Source organism: Comamonas sp. CMM02, from assembly GCF_014851485.1.
Taxonomy (GTDB): Bacteria; Pseudomonadota; Gammaproteobacteria; order Burkholderiales; family Burkholderiaceae_C; genus Comamonas; species Comamonas avium.
Genome location: NZ_JACUZW010000001.1, coordinates 799,256 through 814,468 on the forward strand (window position 1 = coordinate 799,256; position 15,213 = coordinate 814,468).

The following is a 15,213-nucleotide window of genomic DNA, read 5'->3' on the forward strand; positions in this document are numbered from 1 at the left end:
GTAATTACTTATCTTATAATCGAATGCTTAGCGGCTGTAGCTCAGTTGGATAGAGTACTTGGCTACGAACCAAGGGGTCGTGGGTTCAATTCCTGCCAGCCGCACCAATTTGAAGTCCTGATACCGAAAGGTGTCAGGACTTTTTGGTTTCTGCATTGCAAATTTTTGCAGCGCTGCTTTTGTGTGAAGATTCAGTCTATGAACAAGGCTTTCACCAAGGAAACCGATGGGCAGGACGATGATGACGAGCTGCCCAGCTTGCCCGCCCTTCCCAAGGGCAGCAAAAACTATATGACGCCGCACGGCTACCAGACGCTCAAAGCAGAGCTGCTGGAGCTGATTGATAACGAGCGGCCCAAGATTGTCGAGATCGTGCACTGGGCGGCCAGCAACGGCGATCGCTCGGAAAACGGAGATTACCTGTACGGCAAGAAACGGCTGCGCGAAATTGATCGCCGCATCCGGTTTTTGACCAAGCGTCTGGAGATTGCCGAGGTGGTCAACCCTTCGGTGCATTACGGCAGTGAGCAGGTGTTTTTTGGTGCCACCGTCACCTACGCAGACGATGAAGGCGTAGAGCGCACCATCACCATCAAGGGGATTGATGAGGCAGACAGCAGCAAAGCCGAGGTCAGCTGGATTGCTCCGGTAGCGCGTGTGCTGCTGAAGTCAAAAATTGGCGATGAGGTGCCACTGCCAACCCCTGCTGGCGTGCGCACGCTGGAAGTGCTGGATGTGAGTTACCCAGCGCCTCATGCAGAGAGTTAATAAAAAATGAGCTGCTAGCGCTTGCTCAGTAATGGTTTCAAATATAAAACGCATTGAAACTGTTGATTGATAAGCGAAAACAGCTCACTTTTAAAACTATACAAACAAAAAATGCGGCTGACAGGCCGCATTTTTTGTGAGAAACGCTCTTATTCCTGCGGCAGTATGCGCGCAGCACGCACCACGGTGGGCACGCGGCGCAAGCTGCGCAAGGCGGCGTCCAGCTGCTGCTGGTCATGCACAGACACTACAAAGCGCAGCTCGGTGGTCTGCATGGCCGCTTCGTCGTCCATCTCCAGACGGCGGATGTCCACATTGGCCTCTGCCAGCTCGCTGGCCACGCGTGCCAGCACGCCTTTTTGGTTATGGATGGTGACGCTGATGCCGCTGTCGTACAGCTTCTGGTTGCTGTCTTCCGCCCATTCGACGGGCACGATGCGTTCGCTGTCGGTGGCCTGCAGACGCCTGGCGTTGACGCACTGGGCGCGATGCACATGCAAGCCATCGCCACGGCCAAGGTAGGCCACCACAGCGTCACCAGGCACGGGGCGGCAGCATGGGGCGTAACGCACGGATGCGTTGCTGCTGCCATCCAGCGCCACGGTGCTTTGCGTCAGCTTGTTCTTGCTGGCAAAGCGCTCCTGGGTGAGCAGCAAAGCGTCAGGGCGCTGGCCTTGACTGGACAGCAGTGTCATGAAATGGCGTGCAACCCAGCTTGCGGCTTGGCGGCCCATGCCGATGTCGGTGAGCAAATCTTCGCGACTGGGGCTGCTGGTTTTGCGCAGTACTTCATCCCAGAGGGCTTGGTTGGCTTCGTCGTTCTCGGGAATGGAGGCAATACCTTCTTCGCGCAGCGCTTGCGTGAGCAGGGTCGCGCCCAGTTCTGTGGACTCGCTGTGCGCTGCAGTTTTGAGGTAATTGCGGATTTTGGAGCGAGCCCGCCCGGTTTTGACAAAGCTCAGCCACACAGGGTTGGGGTTGGCGTTGTCGTCCGTGATGATCTGCACCACATCGCCGCTCTTGAGCTCAGTGCGCAGCGAGGCAGCTTCACCGTTGATCAAGGCAGAGACGGTGTGGTGGCCAACATTGCTGTGGATGGCATAAGCGAAGTCCACCACGGTGGCTCCACGTGGCATGGCCATGATCTTGCTCTTGGGTGTGAACACGTAGATGGAGTCTGGGAACAGATCCACCTTGACGTTGTCCCAGAACTCGGTGGCGTCGTTGGTTTCGGTTTGAATGTCCAGCAACGACTGCAGCCACTTGGTGTTGAGTGCGTCTTGCTTGCCCTGTGATTTGTACAGCCAGTGGGCGGCAATGCCTGCCTCGGCCACGATGTGCATGGGCTCGGTGCGAATCTGAAACTCGATGTTCACGCCCGAGGGGCCCACCAGCATGGTGTGCAGCGACTGGTAGCCATTGCTCTTGGCAATTGCGATGTGGTCCTTGAACTTACCCGGTACTGGCTTGTACATCTGGTGCAGGATGCCCAGAGCGGTATAGCAGTCTGTGACGGTGGGAACAATGATGCGAAAGCCGTAGATGTCAGTGACCTGCGCAAATGTCAGGTGGTGGCGAATCATCTTCTGGTAGAGCGAGTACAGCGTGCTTTCGCGCCCTGCCAGGCGGGCGGTCATGCTGACGCGGTCAAACTCTGCGGCAATTTCGTTTTGCACGCGCTGCACCAGATCGTGGCGGCGAGCGCGCGATTTGGTGATGGCCTTTTCCAGCGTGCTGTAGCGCCAGGGGTTCTGGTAGCGAAAGGACAGATCCTGCAGCTCGCGGTAGGTCTGGTTCAAACCCAGGCGGTGTGCAATCGGTGCAAAGATCTCCTGAGTTTCCGAAGCAATGCGCCCCCACTTGCTGCGCGGCATATCGCCCATGGTGCGCATATTGTGGGTGCGGTCTGCCAGCTTGATCAGGATGACGCGTACATCCTTGGCCATGGCCAGCAGCATTTTTCGGAAAGACTCGGCCTGATTTTCTTCGCGGGTGTTGAAGTGCAGCTTGTCCAGTTTGGTCAGTCCATCGACCAAATCTGCCACGACGGGGCTGAACCGCTCGGCCAGATCCTGTTTGGTGATGCCACAGTCTTCCATGGCATCGTGCAGCAAAGCCGCCATCAGTGCCGGGGCATCCAGCTTCCAGTGCGCGCAGATGGTGGTGACGGCAATCGGGTGGGTGATGTAGGGGTCACCGCTGCTGCGCCACTGGTTGGTGTGCGCCTTGTCAGCGTATTGCCAAGCTTGTCTTACCTGCTCAATGTCTGCAGCTGGCAAGTAAGAGAGATAGTCCAGCATGCGCTCAAAGTGCGCAGCAGAGATGCGAGCAGCAGCTTCCAGACGCGCATCTAGCGAGGCGTCTGGCGAAATTCGGGGGGTGTCGTCTGTTTTGGAAGTGAAAGCCGCGTTCATACCCTAAATGTATCGCGGGAAAGCGGGGATGGACATAGTAAAAAAAAAGCACCGCGATACGGTGCTTCTATTGTCTGTCCAGTGAGACAGATTTTGAAATAAGCCAGAACTTAACCTGGAACTTTTTTCAGCATTTCCAGGCCCACTTTGCCTTCTGCGATTTCACGCAGTGCAGTCACGGCGGGCTTGTTGTTGCATTCCACCTTGGGGGTGTGGCCCTGGCTCAGCATGCGTGCGCGGTAAGTTGCCGCCAGCACAAGCTGGAAGCGGTTAGGGATTTGCTCCAGGCAATCTTCAACAGTGATGCGTGCCATTAGGTACTCCGGGGGAATTCAGGAAAGGTTGAGCGATTCGAACACGTCGGCGCGCAAGCGGCGCTGTGATACGTACTTCAGACGCTGGGCGTGAATGATCGCCTTCAGGTCAAACAGTGCGCTCTCAAATAACTCGTTGATTATAACGAAGTCGAATTTACCTACTTGCGCCATCTCTACTTCGGCATTTTTCATCCGCAGCGCAATCACATCAGGCGCATCTTCGCCGCGATTTTCCAGGCGAGCACGCAACTCATCCCAGCTTGGGGGTAAGACGAAAATCAGTACCGCCTGAGGAAATGACTCGCGCACTTGCAGTGCGCCTTGGTAGTCAATCTCCAGCAGCACGTCTTCACCAGTGCTCAGGCGGTCTTGAATGCCTTTTTTGGAGGTGCCGTAGCGCTTGCCGTGGACATTGGCCCATTCGATAAAGGCGCTGTTGGCCACCATGGCGTCAAATTCTTGCTCGGAGGCGAAGAAATACTCCCGACCATGCTTTTCTTGACCACGGGGCGCGCGGGTAGTGTGAGAGACAGACGGATAGACACGCGCATCAAATGAGCGCAGGGCCTTGACCAGGCTGGATTTACCGGCTCCGCTGGGAGCTGCGACGACAAAGAGGTTTCCAGGATGTTGCATAAGAAAAACTCGGGTGCTTGTGGCGACCTTGCAAAAAGGGCGCTTGCGCGCCCTGTGGTTTTAACGGTGGTTATTCGATATTTTGAACTTGCTCGCGCATTTGCTCGATCAGTACCTTCATGTCCACGCTGATGCGTGTCAGGTCCAGGGCGGCAGATTTCGAGCCCAGGGTATTGGCTTCGCGGTGCATTTCCTGGATCAGGAAATCCAGTCGCTTGCCGATTTCGCCGCCTTTTTTGAGCAGGCGTTCCACCTCGTCAAGGTGGGAGTCAAGGCGTGTGACTTCTTCGGCAACGTCGATGCGAATGGCAAATGCAGTGGCCTCTGACAGTGCTCGGTCACGGGCTGCCTCCGGGGCAACCTGGCCTTCGGTTAGGCCCATGGCTTCTTGCCAGCGCTCCAGAAAACGCTGGCGCTGCTGCTCAACCAGCTGGGGCACCAGAGGCGTTGCTTGCGCAGCCAGTTCACGCAGCTGATGCAAACGGTCTTTGAGCATGTCTGCCAGCCGCTTGCCTTCACGGGCACGCGCATCCATCAACTCAGTGACGGCGGCATCGGCCAGATTGGGGACTACTTCGTGCCAGTCGACCTGGACGGCGTTGCCGCTGCCTGCCAGACGCAGCGCGTCAGAGACTGACAAGCCTTTGGCATCGGGCAGCCATGCCTGCACCATGTCTTGTACGGACTGCATGCGCTGCAGCAATGCCGGTGTGGGCTGGGGCAAGGAGGCTGACGCATCCACATCAATGGCGGCGCGCACTTCGACTTTGCCTCGCTTGAGGCGGTTGCTCAGCAAGGCGCGCAGGGCGGGCTCTTGGCTGCGCAGTTCATCAGGCAGGCGAAAGGTGAGGTCCAAAAAACGGCTGTTAACTGCGCGGATTTCAAGCCCTAAACGCACGTTTTGTGCAGAGGCGTTGTCCTCAGCAGATGCCGGTGCGTGCTGCACACTGGCGTATCCGGTCATGCTGTAAACTGGCATTGGACTTATCTTTGGTTACTTGCAATTTGGTGATTATCCAGTTTCCGCTTCGACCTTGAGGTTTACCTGAACAAAATGTCTCCCAGGATCAAGCCAGCCCCCCTGCCTCCCGATACGCTCATTGGCGATTACCGTGTGGTGCGCAAGCTCGCATCCGGAGGTTTCGGGGTGGTTTATCTGGCCAACGATGCACAGGGGCAAGAGGTTGCCATCAAGGAATACCTGCCAGCGGCGCTGGTCACTCGCGCTGCCGGTGAGCTGATTCCCAAAGTCTCGCAAGAAAAACTGTCGCTCTATCGGCTGGGACTGAAAAGTTTTTTTGAAGAAGGGCGAGCCCTGACGCAGATCTCCCACGCATCTGTGGTGAGTGTGCTCAATTTCTTTCGCGAAAACGAAACGGTTTACATGGTCATGAATTTCCTGCGCGGTGCTTCGCTGCAGGAGTACGTAGTGATTGCACGTGGTCAGCGCCATGCCAAAGTGCTGCGCGAATCTTCGATTCGTTCGCTGTTTGATGAAGTGCTGCGTGGGCTGCGCATCGTGCATCAGCACAAGATGCTGCATCTGGATATAAAGCCCGCCAATATTTTCATCACCGATGAAGACCGTGCCGTCATGATCGATTTTGGTGCTGCCCGCGAAGTGCTCAACAAAGAGGGCAACTTCATTCGCCCGATGTATACCCCGGGTTTTGCAGCACCTGAGATGTACAAGCGCAATGGCAGCATGGGCCCCTGGACCGATATTTACGCAGTCGGTGCCTGCATGTTTGCCTGCATGACAGGCCAGCCCCCTGCGGACGTACCCAGCCGCCGTGACAAAGATCGTCTGGCCGTGGCGCTGGCGCGTTTGCGCGGTGTGTACTCCGATAACTTGCTGGAGCTGGTGCAATGGGCCATGGAGCTCGATCCCATGGCGCGTCCGCAGTCGGTGTTTGCTTTTCACAAAGCCTTGAGTCACGAACCTGAACGCCGCTACACGCCGCTCAGCGTGTCTGAAAGGGTGCGCTTGCAGCTGGATGCATTGATTGGCGAAGGCCGCAAAACCCAGTCTGCAGCGGAAACCTCCGTCCGTGTGAAGGCTCCATGAAGTTTTCTGTTTTCCAGCTCAGCCGCAGGGGCGCGCGTGCCGTCAATGAAGACCGCATGGGCTACTGCTACACCCGAGAAGCGGCTTTGTTCCTGCTGGCTGATGGCATGGGTGGCCATGCCGAAGGTGAAGTGGCCGCGCAACTGGCGCTGCAAAGCATTGCGGCGCAATTTCAACGCGAGGCAACCCCTGCGTTGGCGGATCCTTCAGATTTTCTCAGCCGTGCTGTGCTGACGGCACACCAGCAGATTCAGCGCTACGCCAAGCTCAAGCGCATGCCTGACGCCCCCCGAACGACGGTGGTGGCTTGTGTCGTGCAAAACGGTGCTGCCACGTGGCTGCATTGCGGCGACTCCCGTTTGTACTGGGTGCGCCAGGGGCAACTGCTGGCGCGCACGCGCGATCATTCCTATATGGAGATGGAGCGCAATACAGCCATGCCGGTGCGGCTGGCGCAGAAACTGCTCAATCGCAACGTGCTGTTTACATGTCTGGGGGCGAGTGGCAAGCCCATTTTTGATGTGAGTGGCCCCCACATTCTGCGCAGTGGTGACCGGTTGCTGCTGTGCTCGGATGGCTTGTGGGGTGCGCTGAAAGAGCCTGCACTGCTGCACGGGCTTGCCTCGTTGCCTGTAGCGCAGGCGATTCCTGCCTTGGTGGAGTCGGCTTTGCAAATTACCGGCGACAAGAGCGACAACGTCACCGCTTTGGCGCTGGAGTGGGAGATGCCCGATGACGTGCAAAGTGCCGGTGACGTGCGTACCGATACGGCATCGATCAGTGAGCTGTTTGCGTCAACCATTCAGTCTTCGCATGAGCTGGATGCCCTGGATGACCCGCTGGACGAAGACGAGATCGAGCGCAATATTGCCGAAATCAACGCCGCCATCCGCCGCTCTGCTGCCAGCAAAGCCTGAGTCGCTTGCACTGCAGCAGCCTATGTGGACTTGCGCTTTGGCGCACACTTGGCCCCTGTTTTGCGCCACCCAAGACGGTTTGGTCTTTGCGCAATCATCTAAATAAATAGCTATTAACGTTTGATGCGTCAGCGTTATTGCCAGATTTCACCCATGAAAATTGTTCTTGCTTCTAACAACCGCGGCAAGCTGGCCGAATTGCAATCCATGTTCGCTCCTCTGGGCGTGCAGCTGGTCTGCCAAGCAGACTTGTTTGACGGCGAAGCGCCTGAGCCGTATGGCACTTTTGTAGAAAACGCACTGAGCAAGGCGCGGTTTGCGGCTGAGAAAACTGGTCTGCCAGCGATTGCCGACGATGCCGGTCTGTGCGTGGATGCCTTTGGTGGGCTGCCGGGTGTGGATACCGCTTACTACTGCACGCACTACGGCTACGAAAAAAGCGATGACAACAACGTCACCTGCCTGCTGGAGAATCTGGCCCCCCATGCCAATCGCAAAGCGGCAATGGTGAGCACCCTGGTGGGTGTGCGCTCACCCAAGGACCCCGAACCCTTGATTGCCGTGGGCCGCGTGAGCGTAGAAATTGCCACACAGCGCCGTGGCAGCAATGGCTTTGGCTTTGACCCCGTGCTGATCATTCCTGAACTGGGTAAAACCTTTGCAGAAATGGCGCCCGAGTTCAAAAACGACCACAGCCACCGTGGCCGCAGCACGCGCGCCATGATGGAGCTGCTGCGCACCACCTGGTTGAGTGCCTCCTGAGGCGCTGTGCGCCTTTTTGCTCTGGCTGATCCGGGTGAGGCGGCCCTTGCTCGGCATCCGCTGGTTGTCACAGGTGAGGCCGGAGCAAGCTTCGATTTTTGAATGCCATGACTATTCCTATTGTTTCTGCCGGTGCTGAGCCGCAACTGGGCCAAGCCCCCAAAGACGTGCAGCACTACATGCGTGCGGGCACGCTGGGGCTGCCTGCGTTGCCGCCGCTGTCGCTGTATGTGCACCTGCCCTGGTGCTTGAAAAAGTGCCCGTACTGCGACTTCAACTCGCACGAGCAGCGCGCGGGCAGCGAAGGTGGCGTGCCCGAGCAGCGCTACATTGACGCGCTGATGGCGGATCTGGAAGCCAGTCTGCCCCTGATCTGGGGGCGCACTGTGCACAGTGTGTTCATTGGTGGTGGCACGCCCAGTTTGTTCAGCCCTGAGAGCATTGATCGCCTGATCAGCGGCCTGCGCGCGCGCCTGCGCATGGAGCCTGACTGCGAAATCACCATGGAGGCCAACCCGGGCACGTTTGAGAAAGACCGTTTCAAGGCCTTTCGCCATGCGGGGGTCACACGTCTGTCAATTGGCGTGCAAAGCTTTGATGACCGTTTTCTGTCCGCTCTGGGGCGTGTGCACAACGGTGAGCAGGCGCGGGCTGCCGTGCAAGAGGCCGCCGCATCGTTTGAGACCTTCAACCTCGACATCATGTATGCCCTGCCGGGGCAAACGCAGGCGGATCTGGTCAAGGATCTGGAGACGGCGCTGAGCTTCAAGCCTCCGCACATCTCGATCTACCACCTGACGATTGAGCCCAATACCTACTTTGCCAAGTTTCCGCCAGTCATCCCGGAAGACGACGCGGCCTACGACATGCTGGACTGCATCACCGCCATGACGGGTGCACATGGCATGCAGCGCTATGAAATCTCGGCCTATGCGCGCGATGGCCACCAGTGCTTTCACAACACCAACTACTGGCAGTTTGGTGACTATCTGGGCATTGGCGCAGGTGCGCATGGCAAGCTGAGTTTTGCGCACCGCGTGGTGCGGCAGGTGAAGCTGCGTGATCCGCAGCGCTACATGGACGCGGCCTTGGCTGGTCATGTACTGGCCAGCGATGAAGATGTGCGCCGCAAGGACTTGCCGTTTGAATACATGCTCAACGCGCTGCGTCTGCGCGGTGGCTTTGCCATTCAAGACTACCTGGATCGCACGGGGCTGCCGATCAGCTCCATCCGTGCAGCGCTCGATACAGCCGAGAAAAAGGGGCTCATTACTCGCAGCGCGTCGCACGTCACTCCTACGGAGCGGGGCTTTGATTTTCTGAACGATTTGCAGGAGCTGTTTCTCGGCGAGGCGTAATTCCTTTACGCTGCTGCAAAAAAGAAAGCACCCTGCGCGGGTGCTTTCTGGTTTTTAGCTATGTTTGATAGCCAAGTGCCTGTTAACCAAGCGCAGACAGCTATCAAAAGAATGGCTTAGCCGCAGCGTGCGGCAATGATGCGGCCTGTGGCATCGATTTCAAGGTTCAGGCGCTCTGCATTGAACTCACGTGTGGTCACCTGGCCGGGGCGCAGCACGCGGGCCATATAGGCACCTGCACGCTTGCGTGCTTCATTGACGTTGTGCTCTGTGTTTGTCTTGCCAACGGCCCATTGCGCGGCGGCTTGGTCGCAGCGCTGTACGGGGCGCGGTGCAGGGGTGGTGCCAGAGTCAGTGCCAGACGGTGTGGTGGTGCAGCCTGCTGCCAGTGCAGCGACGGCAGCCAGGGTCAAGGTTGGCAGTGAAAAACGCATGGTTGAACTCCTGATTTTCAGATGTGTAACTGCCAGCCACCTTAACAGCAGCGATTGTGATTAATGCGACAGAGATGTGACGTTTTGTTTCTCTGTCTTGTGGGGTTTATTTCTTGGGTTGCTGAAAAACACTGCTATCAATGCGCAGACGTTTGGCCTTGATGGCCGCTTGTTCGGCCTGCTGGCGCGTATCAAAAGGCCCAATGCGCAGGCGAGTGAGCTCGCCTTTATTGCTGCTCACGGTCTGGCGCACCGCATTGAGCTTGGCCGCTTGCAGGCTTTTGACGGCTTTGTCGACATTCGCCGTTTGCGCATAAACCCCGGCATTCAGGTAGTACTTGCCTGCAATCAACTGGCCAGAGGCGACAGGTGGGGGGGCAGGTTTGGGCGTGGGCTTTGCAGCGGGTTTGGGCAGTGGTTTGGCCGCAGGGGGGGGCGCTGCGAGCTTTTTGGCTGGTGAAGGCGCGGCGGGTTCGGGTGCTGCGGCAACCGGAGCGGGCGTGATAGCCGCAGCAGCAGGAGCTGGCGGGGCGGCAGCGGTGCTGGGCTGTGCAGTGACCGGCACGGATGGTGCCAGGGCCAGCGCTGCTGGCGCATTGTCTTGTGCGGGTGCGGCTTCTATAGCCGAAGCAGCGGCCTGCTGCAAGGCTGGCTGCGGCAAGGGCTGCTCTGGCGTGAACGCTACGGGCTCCAGCGGGGGCAGCGGGCTGGCTGAGGGGATGACAAGGTCTGGTGGCCCAGAGTGTGTCGCGCCTGCAGGGCGCTGGGCTGCTGCATCCAAGGTGAAATAGAGCACAGCGGCCACTGCCAGCATGGCCAGCGACTGAATGGCTACGGCAAGCTGAAAGCGTTCTTTGGTGATGGCTTGCTGGACCAGCTGTGCACGGGCTTGGCCAATCGAGCTGGCGCGTGTCAGCGTCTTCAAGGTCTGGTTACGCACATGCTGGTAGTACAGACCATTGCCCATAAAGCCTGGGACTGCGCACAGCAGCAGTACGGCCAGCAAGCACACCGTGACTTCCAGCTGCAAAGGCACGCGGCCATGTAAACCCAGCCACCACAGCAGTAACAGCGCACCGAGCAGGCCTGCGTAAATGCCCGCTGGCCGCCATAGCTTGCGCATCAGCAGCCACGTCAGCGTGAAGAAAGCCGCGCCGTGGTTCCAGGTGGGAATGACCTTGCCCAGAGCCTCAAACCGGTTGAACTGCTGCTGATAGTAGTCAGCGTTAACGGGACCCACACTCAAGCGATACAGGTCCGGCATGATGCCGGTTTGCCCGGAGCTGGGTGGGGGGGTGAAGGCGTTAGAGCGTGAAGGCATCGCAGGCATGCGGGGCATTGTGGCATGGGCGTGGGTGGCCAGACCGTCGATGTAACGTCTTGTGCACACTCAAGGCGGCCAAGGTGGGCAGTGAAGGCTTGTTGCGCTCATACACTCTAGGGTTTACATGGGCGGTGCCTGTTGATCGGGCGGCGGCTCACGCGTTTACACATACCTAGTCAGTGCGGCATGCAACAACAACACGAGTGGCAGTTTTACCAAGCAGGGGGAGTGGATCAGGTTTCGATTCGCACCGGCGCAGATATCGCCAACATTGGCCAGTTGGACCAAAAGCTGTGGGTGGCACTGGCCTGTCCCACACGCGGCATTGAATTTGACAGCGCAACGCTGGATTTGATCGACCAGGACTCTGACGGCCGCATTCGCGCACCGGAGCTGGTGCAGGCCTGCGAATGGGCTGCCTCCATGGTCAAGGACCCAGAGGTTCTGGCCCAAGGCTCTGACGTGCTGGCGCTGGACAGCATCCGCCCGGATGCCGAGGCCGGGCAGGCGCTGATCGACGAGGCACGGCGCATTCTGAAGCTGTCTGGCAAAGAGGGCGCAGACAGCGTCACGCTGGCGGATGTGCAAGAGCGTCTGGCATCGCTGAACGCCATGCCTTTCAACGGCGACGGCATCTTGAACCCCGCCACCATGACCGAGTACCCGCAGCAGGCTGCACTGGTCTCGCGCATCATGGACGCTTATGGCGCTGCCAACGGCTGTGATGGGCAGCCGGGTCTGGGCCGCGCACAGCTGGACAACTTCTTTGCGGATGTGCAGTCGATCGCTGACTGGCACGCCCGTGCGCAAACCAATACCTGTGCCTTGCCCACGCAGGAGCAGGCCATGGCTGCGGCCAAGGCGCTCAATGCGGTGCAGGCCAAGGTGGAAGATTTTTTTGCCCGCACCCGGCTGGTCGCGTTTGATGCCAATGCCCTGGAGCCACTGAGCCCGTCCAAGGAAGGCTACGCCGCGCTGAGCCAGCAGGTGCTGAGCCAGCAGGACGCAGCAATTGCTGCGCTGCCAATTGCCACGGTGGTGGCGAACGGTGATTTGCCCCTGCTGCATGGCATCAACCCCGCGTGGGCAGATGCCATCAGCAATTTGCGCACCACCGCGGTGTTGCCATTGCTGGGAGAGCACAGCAGCCTGAGCGCAGCGCAGTGGGTGCAGCTTAAAGAGCAACTGGCCGTTTGCCAGACCTGGCTGGCCGCTCACCCCAGTACGCCCCTGGGCGACATGGGGCAGCAAGAAGCGCAGGCCTTGCTGGCCGGCGGCATGCAGGCGTATTTGCAAGCCTTGATTGAGCATGACGCGGATGAAAAGCAGCACAGCGCCCATGTGCTCACGCTGGAAAAGCTCATCCGCTTTCAGCGTGATTTGCTGGCACTGCTCAATAACTTTGTCTCGTTCTCGCAGTTTTACAGCCGCCAGGGCGCAGCTTTTCAGGCAGGCACCTTGTACCTTGATGGCCGCAGCTGTGATCTGACGGTGGATGTGGCCGATGCGGCCTCACACGCTACCCTGGCTGGCATGGCCAAAGTGTTTTTGGCGTATTGCGAATGCCGGCGCAACGGCGTCAAGCGCCATATCGTGGCGGCTTTTACGGCAGGCGATGTGGACTTTCTGTTCGTGGGCCGCAATGGCATTTTCTATGACCGCGAGGGCAAGGACTGGGATGCCACGATCACCAAATTGATTGAGAACCCCACCAGCATTGGTCAGGCCTTCTTTTCGCCGTACAAGAAGTTTGTGCGCATGATTGAAGAGCAGGTGGCCAAGCGCGCAGCAGCCAAAGATGCCACCGTGACGGCCAATCTGGATGCGCAAGCGGCCAAGCTGGCCGACATCGCCAAACCTGCGGCACCTGCGCCTGCTGCCGCTGGCAAAAAGACCGATGTAGGCACCGTGGCTGCGATTGGTGTGGCCTTGGGCTCCATCAGTGCGGTGCTGGTAGGTATCTTTGGCAAGTTCATTGAACTGGGCCCCTGGATTCCTGTGGCCTTGCTGGGCATCATCCTGGCCATCTCTGGCCCCAGCATGCTGATTGCCTGGCTCAAGTTGCGTGAACGCAGTCTGGGCCCCATTTTGGATGCCAGTGGCTGGGCCATCAATGGCCGCATGAAGATCAACCTGCAACTGGGTAACTCGCTGTCACAGGCCGCCAAAGTGCCGTTGAGCGCCAAGCGCATTACCCGTGACCCGTTTGCCGACAAGCACACAGCCCGCTGGGTGTGGGCGGCAGTGGCGCTGCTGGTGCTGGCTGCTGTGGCCTGGCGCTATGGCTGGTTGAACAGTGTGCTGCCTCAGTCTTGGCAGTACGGCGCTGCTGAAACGGCGGTTGCGCAGCCTGCTGCTGCGCTGCCAGTACCAACGCCTGCACCCGCACCTGCACCCGCACCTGCACCCGCACCTGCACCCGCACCTTAAGCACACCAAGCCCGGCAGCTCGGGCTGGTTCTTCAGGCATTCCAGATGCTTGGGCGTGAGTGGTGACTTGTCTCAGATATCGCTGGGACTCGGTAGCCACAGGCCGGCAGTTCGCCCCGGCAGCCGAGTTACTTTCTGTGTGCACCCTGCAAAGTAACCAAAGATGCGCTTGGGGATACCTGCCGTGGAACCGGGCTGTGCGCTGTACCAGCGCGTGGCTCGAACAACCACGGCCAGTCAGATGAACCAAGCCGCCCTGTCCGGCAGCCTTGCTGCGGCAGGTCTGCGGGGCACCAGTGCTGTGCCTTGCTCTGATGCATGTACACCCCATCAGGACTTTGGGCATTGAGATGCCCTGGCTGCTGCGCAGCTGGCTGTTATTGCTGATTTTTTAACAGCGATCTATCAGCCCGGCCTTGTGTGCATCAAACACAAAATCCAGAAAAGCCTTGGCGCGTATGGGCAGGTGCTTGCGGCTGGGCATGGCTGCCAGCACGCTGTAGCGGCCTGTGATCCAGCCGGGCAGCACGTGCTGCAAAACGCCTTGCTCCAGAAAGGGGCGGGCCGAGTCCATGGTGAAGGTGGCAATGCCCGCACCATCTAGCACCATCTGCAGGATGCTGGCAGTTTGATTGATGGTGACGGCGGCCTGCACCTCGATGGTGTGCTCCGGCGGCTCTGTCATGCGCTGGCCGCTGTGCCACAGCTTAAAGCTGTCGTGGTGCTGCCCGGCAGGGCGGCGCAGCACGCACATGTGCTGCGCCAGCTCCTGCACGGTCTGGGGCGCACCATGGCGGGCGATGTAGGCGGGGGCGGCACACAAGATGGACTCGGAGGTAGACAGCGTGCGCGCCACGATGTCGGCATCAAAGCCTTCGGGCACCTGCAGCAAACCCAGGTCGTAGCGGGTCAGCTCGGGCACTGGTTGCGGGTCGACATAGACATCCAGCGAAATGCCCGGGTACTGCGCTCTAAAGGCTGCGGCCAGTGGAGAGATCAGGGCATCGGTCAGGGCAGGGGCCGCCACAATGCGCAGCACACCCTTCAGAGCACTGGTGTTGCTCTGCGCCTCCATGAATGCGCTTTCGACGGCTTGCAAAATATCGCGCACGTTTTCTGCATAGCGCTCGCCTGCAGCAGTCAGGCTGGTGCGACGTGTGGTGCGCTGCAGCAAGCGGGTGCCTAACTGTGCTTCCAGCGCCGCAATGTGGCGTGTCACGTGGGGCACGGTCATGCCAAGGTGGCGTGCAGCCGCTGTAAAGCTGCCGTCATCGGCAACGGCCAGAAACACCTTCATGGTCTGCAAACGATCCAGCACAAACACCTCTTTGTATGCCCGCGCAGCGGGGCTTATAGCGTTGGATTATTACGGGAGCGGTAAAAGTCCATTACTTGCAGCGTCATTTTTACTGCTCTGACAAGGCATACAGTGTGAGCAAGTACCAACACTGGCTGGTTGGCATGCATAGTTTCTGTCTTTCTTAGCGAGTGGGGGCGGAGAGCGCGACCTTTGATGCGTTGTCGCTTTGCGCCCCGTCGCCACCCCCATCGTTGACCGGGCTGGGTGGCATTCGCCGCTCTTGACACCTCAGGCACCTCAGGCTCCTTCTGCCTTGATGGTGCTTGCTGCGCTGGTTTTGCGGCTTTGCGCTGCGCCGGCATGCTCAAAGCGTGCGCAAGACAGAAGTACACCCACGAACGCCATGGCGCGCACTGCACAGACAGGGGCCCAGAGGTTCAAGCTGTTCAGTGCGACCGCGGCAACGGTGGCACAGGGCATGGGGC

The 15,213-nt window shown here is 58.9% G+C and carries 14 protein-coding genes and 1 tRNA gene; 7 read left to right on the forward strand and 8 right to left on the reverse strand.

The window, feature by feature from the left end; all coding sequences use genetic code 11:
* Positions 1-30: 30 nt before the first annotated feature.
* Together IB213_RS03695 and greB are read left to right on the forward strand one after the other, a co-directional pair.
* Positions 31-107: transfer RNA gene (locus IB213_RS03695), tRNA-Arg, on the forward strand.
* 91 nt (positions 108-198) lie between these two features.
* Complete coding sequence (gene greB / locus IB213_RS03700; RefSeq protein WP_192405424.1) at positions 199-768, forward strand: transcription elongation factor GreB; 570 nt, start codon at positions 199-201, stop codon at positions 766-768.
* Positions 769-917: 149 nt separating this feature from the next.
* Here greB and IB213_RS03705 read toward each other — a convergent pair whose 3' ends face one another.
* The 4 genes from IB213_RS03705 to IB213_RS03720 all read right to left on the reverse strand — a co-directional run bounded on the left by IB213_RS03705 (position 918) and on the right by IB213_RS03720 (position 5,099).
* Positions 918-3,182, reverse strand: a complete 2,265-nt coding sequence (locus tag IB213_RS03705) for a bifunctional (p)ppGpp synthetase/guanosine-3',5'-bis(diphosphate) 3'-pyrophosphohydrolase (protein ID WP_192405425.1) — start codon at positions 3,180-3,182, stop codon at positions 918-920.
* A gap of 110 nt (positions 3,183-3,292) precedes the next feature.
* On the reverse strand, positions 3,293-3,496 hold the full coding sequence (rpoZ, locus tag IB213_RS03710) for a DNA-directed RNA polymerase subunit omega (RefSeq protein WP_191723496.1): 204 nt from the start codon (positions 3,494-3,496) through the stop codon (positions 3,293-3,295).
* 18 nt (positions 3,497-3,514) lie between these two features.
* Positions 3,515-4,135, reverse strand: a complete 621-nt coding sequence (gmk, locus tag IB213_RS03715; protein WP_191723497.1) for a guanylate kinase — start codon at positions 4,133-4,135, stop codon at positions 3,515-3,517.
* A 70-nt stretch (positions 4,136-4,205) separates the two neighbouring features.
* Positions 4,206-5,099, reverse strand: a complete 894-nt coding sequence (locus IB213_RS03720) for a YicC/YloC family endoribonuclease (protein WP_287919942.1) — start codon at positions 5,097-5,099, stop codon at positions 4,206-4,208.
* Positions 5,100-5,189: 90 nt separating this feature from the next.
* On the opposite strand from IB213_RS03720, the gene IB213_RS03725 reads away from it, so the two are divergent.
* From IB213_RS03725 to hemW, 4 genes are all read left to right on the forward strand, one after another.
* On the forward strand, positions 5,190-6,203 hold the full coding sequence (locus tag IB213_RS03725; protein WP_192405426.1) for a serine/threonine-protein kinase: 1,014 nt from the start codon (positions 5,190-5,192) through the stop codon (positions 6,201-6,203).
* Positions 6,200-7,120, forward strand: coding sequence for a PP2C family serine/threonine-protein phosphatase (locus IB213_RS03730; protein ID WP_192405427.1), 921 nt, complete (start codon positions 6,200-6,202; stop codon positions 7,118-7,120). The genes IB213_RS03725 and IB213_RS03730 overlap by 4 nt, the downstream gene beginning before the upstream one ends.
* Before the next feature lie 153 nt (positions 7,121-7,273).
* Entirely contained in the window at positions 7,274-7,882 is a 609-nt protein-coding gene (rdgB, locus tag IB213_RS03735) for an RdgB/HAM1 family non-canonical purine NTP pyrophosphatase (RefSeq protein WP_191723501.1), read from the forward strand.
* Positions 7,883-7,989: 107 nt separating this feature from the next.
* Entirely contained in the window at positions 7,990-9,240 is a 1,251-nt protein-coding gene (gene hemW, locus IB213_RS03740; protein ID WP_192405428.1) for a radical SAM family heme chaperone HemW, read from the forward strand.
* A gap of 116 nt (positions 9,241-9,356) precedes the next feature.
* Here the strand turns inward: hemW and IB213_RS03745 are convergent, their stop codons facing one another.
* Both IB213_RS03745 and IB213_RS03750 read right to left on the reverse strand, forming a co-directional pair.
* Positions 9,357-9,674, reverse strand: a complete 318-nt coding sequence (locus IB213_RS03745) for an I78 family peptidase inhibitor (protein ID WP_191723503.1) — start codon at positions 9,672-9,674, stop codon at positions 9,357-9,359.
* A gap of 106 nt (positions 9,675-9,780) precedes the next feature.
* A complete protein-coding gene (locus tag IB213_RS03750) occupies positions 9,781-11,064 on the reverse strand; it encodes an SPOR domain-containing protein (RefSeq protein WP_192405429.1) in 1,284 nt (427 codons plus the stop codon).
* A 120-nt stretch (positions 11,065-11,184) separates the two neighbouring features.
* On the opposite strand from IB213_RS03750, the gene IB213_RS03755 reads away from it, so the two are divergent.
* Positions 11,185-13,428, forward strand: coding sequence for a hypothetical protein (locus tag IB213_RS03755; protein ID WP_192405430.1), 2,244 nt, complete (start codon positions 11,185-11,187; stop codon positions 13,426-13,428).
* Between the two features lie 391 nt (positions 13,429-13,819).
* Here IB213_RS03755 and IB213_RS03760 read toward each other — a convergent pair whose 3' ends face one another.
* Together IB213_RS03760 and IB213_RS03765 are read right to left on the reverse strand one after the other, a co-directional pair.
* Complete coding sequence (locus tag IB213_RS03760; RefSeq protein ID WP_191723506.1) at positions 13,820-14,746, reverse strand: LysR family transcriptional regulator; 927 nt, start codon at positions 14,744-14,746, stop codon at positions 13,820-13,822.
* Positions 14,747-15,025: 279 nt separating this feature from the next.
* Positions 15,026-15,208, reverse strand: coding sequence for a hypothetical protein (locus IB213_RS03765; RefSeq protein ID WP_192405431.1), 183 nt, complete (start codon positions 15,206-15,208; stop codon positions 15,026-15,028).
* Positions 15,209-15,213 lie beyond the last annotated feature (5 nt).

What these genes read in the sequence shown, in the direction of transcription:
- IB213_RS03755 (WP_192405430.1), top strand. Translation starts at nt 11,185, where the DNA reads ATGCAACAACAACACGAGTGGCAGTTTTACCAAGCAGGGGGAGTGGAT.
- hemW (WP_192405428.1), top strand. Translation starts at nt 7,990, where the DNA reads ATGACTATTCCTATTGTTTCTGCCGGTGCTGAGCCGCAACTGGGCCAA.
- greB (WP_192405424.1), top strand. Translation starts at nt 199, where the DNA reads ATGAACAAGGCTTTCACCAAGGAAACCGATGGGCAGGACGATGATGAC.
- gmk (WP_191723497.1), bottom strand. Translation starts at nt 4,135, where the DNA reads ATGCAACATCCTGGAAACCTCTTTGTCGTCGCAGCTCCCAGCGGAGCC.
- rpoZ (WP_191723496.1), bottom strand. Translation starts at nt 3,496, where the DNA reads ATGGCACGCATCACTGTTGAAGATTGCCTGGAGCAAATCCCTAACCGC.
- rdgB (WP_191723501.1), top strand. Translation starts at nt 7,274, where the DNA reads ATGAAAATTGTTCTTGCTTCTAACAACCGCGGCAAGCTGGCCGAATTG.
- IB213_RS03745 (WP_191723503.1), bottom strand. Translation starts at nt 9,674, where the DNA reads ATGCGTTTTTCACTGCCAACCTTGACCCTGGCTGCCGTCGCTGCACTG.
- IB213_RS03705 (WP_192405425.1), bottom strand. Translation starts at nt 3,182, where the DNA reads ATGAACGCGGCTTTCACTTCCAAAACAGACGACACCCCCCGAATTTCG.
- IB213_RS03730 (WP_192405427.1), top strand. Translation starts at nt 6,200, where the DNA reads ATGAAGTTTTCTGTTTTCCAGCTCAGCCGCAGGGGCGCGCGTGCCGTC.
- IB213_RS03720 (WP_287919942.1), bottom strand. Translation starts at nt 5,099, where the DNA reads ATGACCGGATACGCCAGTGTGCAGCACGCACCGGCATCTGCTGAGGAC.
- IB213_RS03725 (WP_192405426.1), top strand. Translation starts at nt 5,190, where the DNA reads ATGTCTCCCAGGATCAAGCCAGCCCCCCTGCCTCCCGATACGCTCATT.
- IB213_RS03765 (WP_192405431.1), bottom strand. Translation starts at nt 15,208, where the DNA reads ATGCCCTGTGCCACCGTTGCCGCGGTCGCACTGAACAGCTTGAACCTC.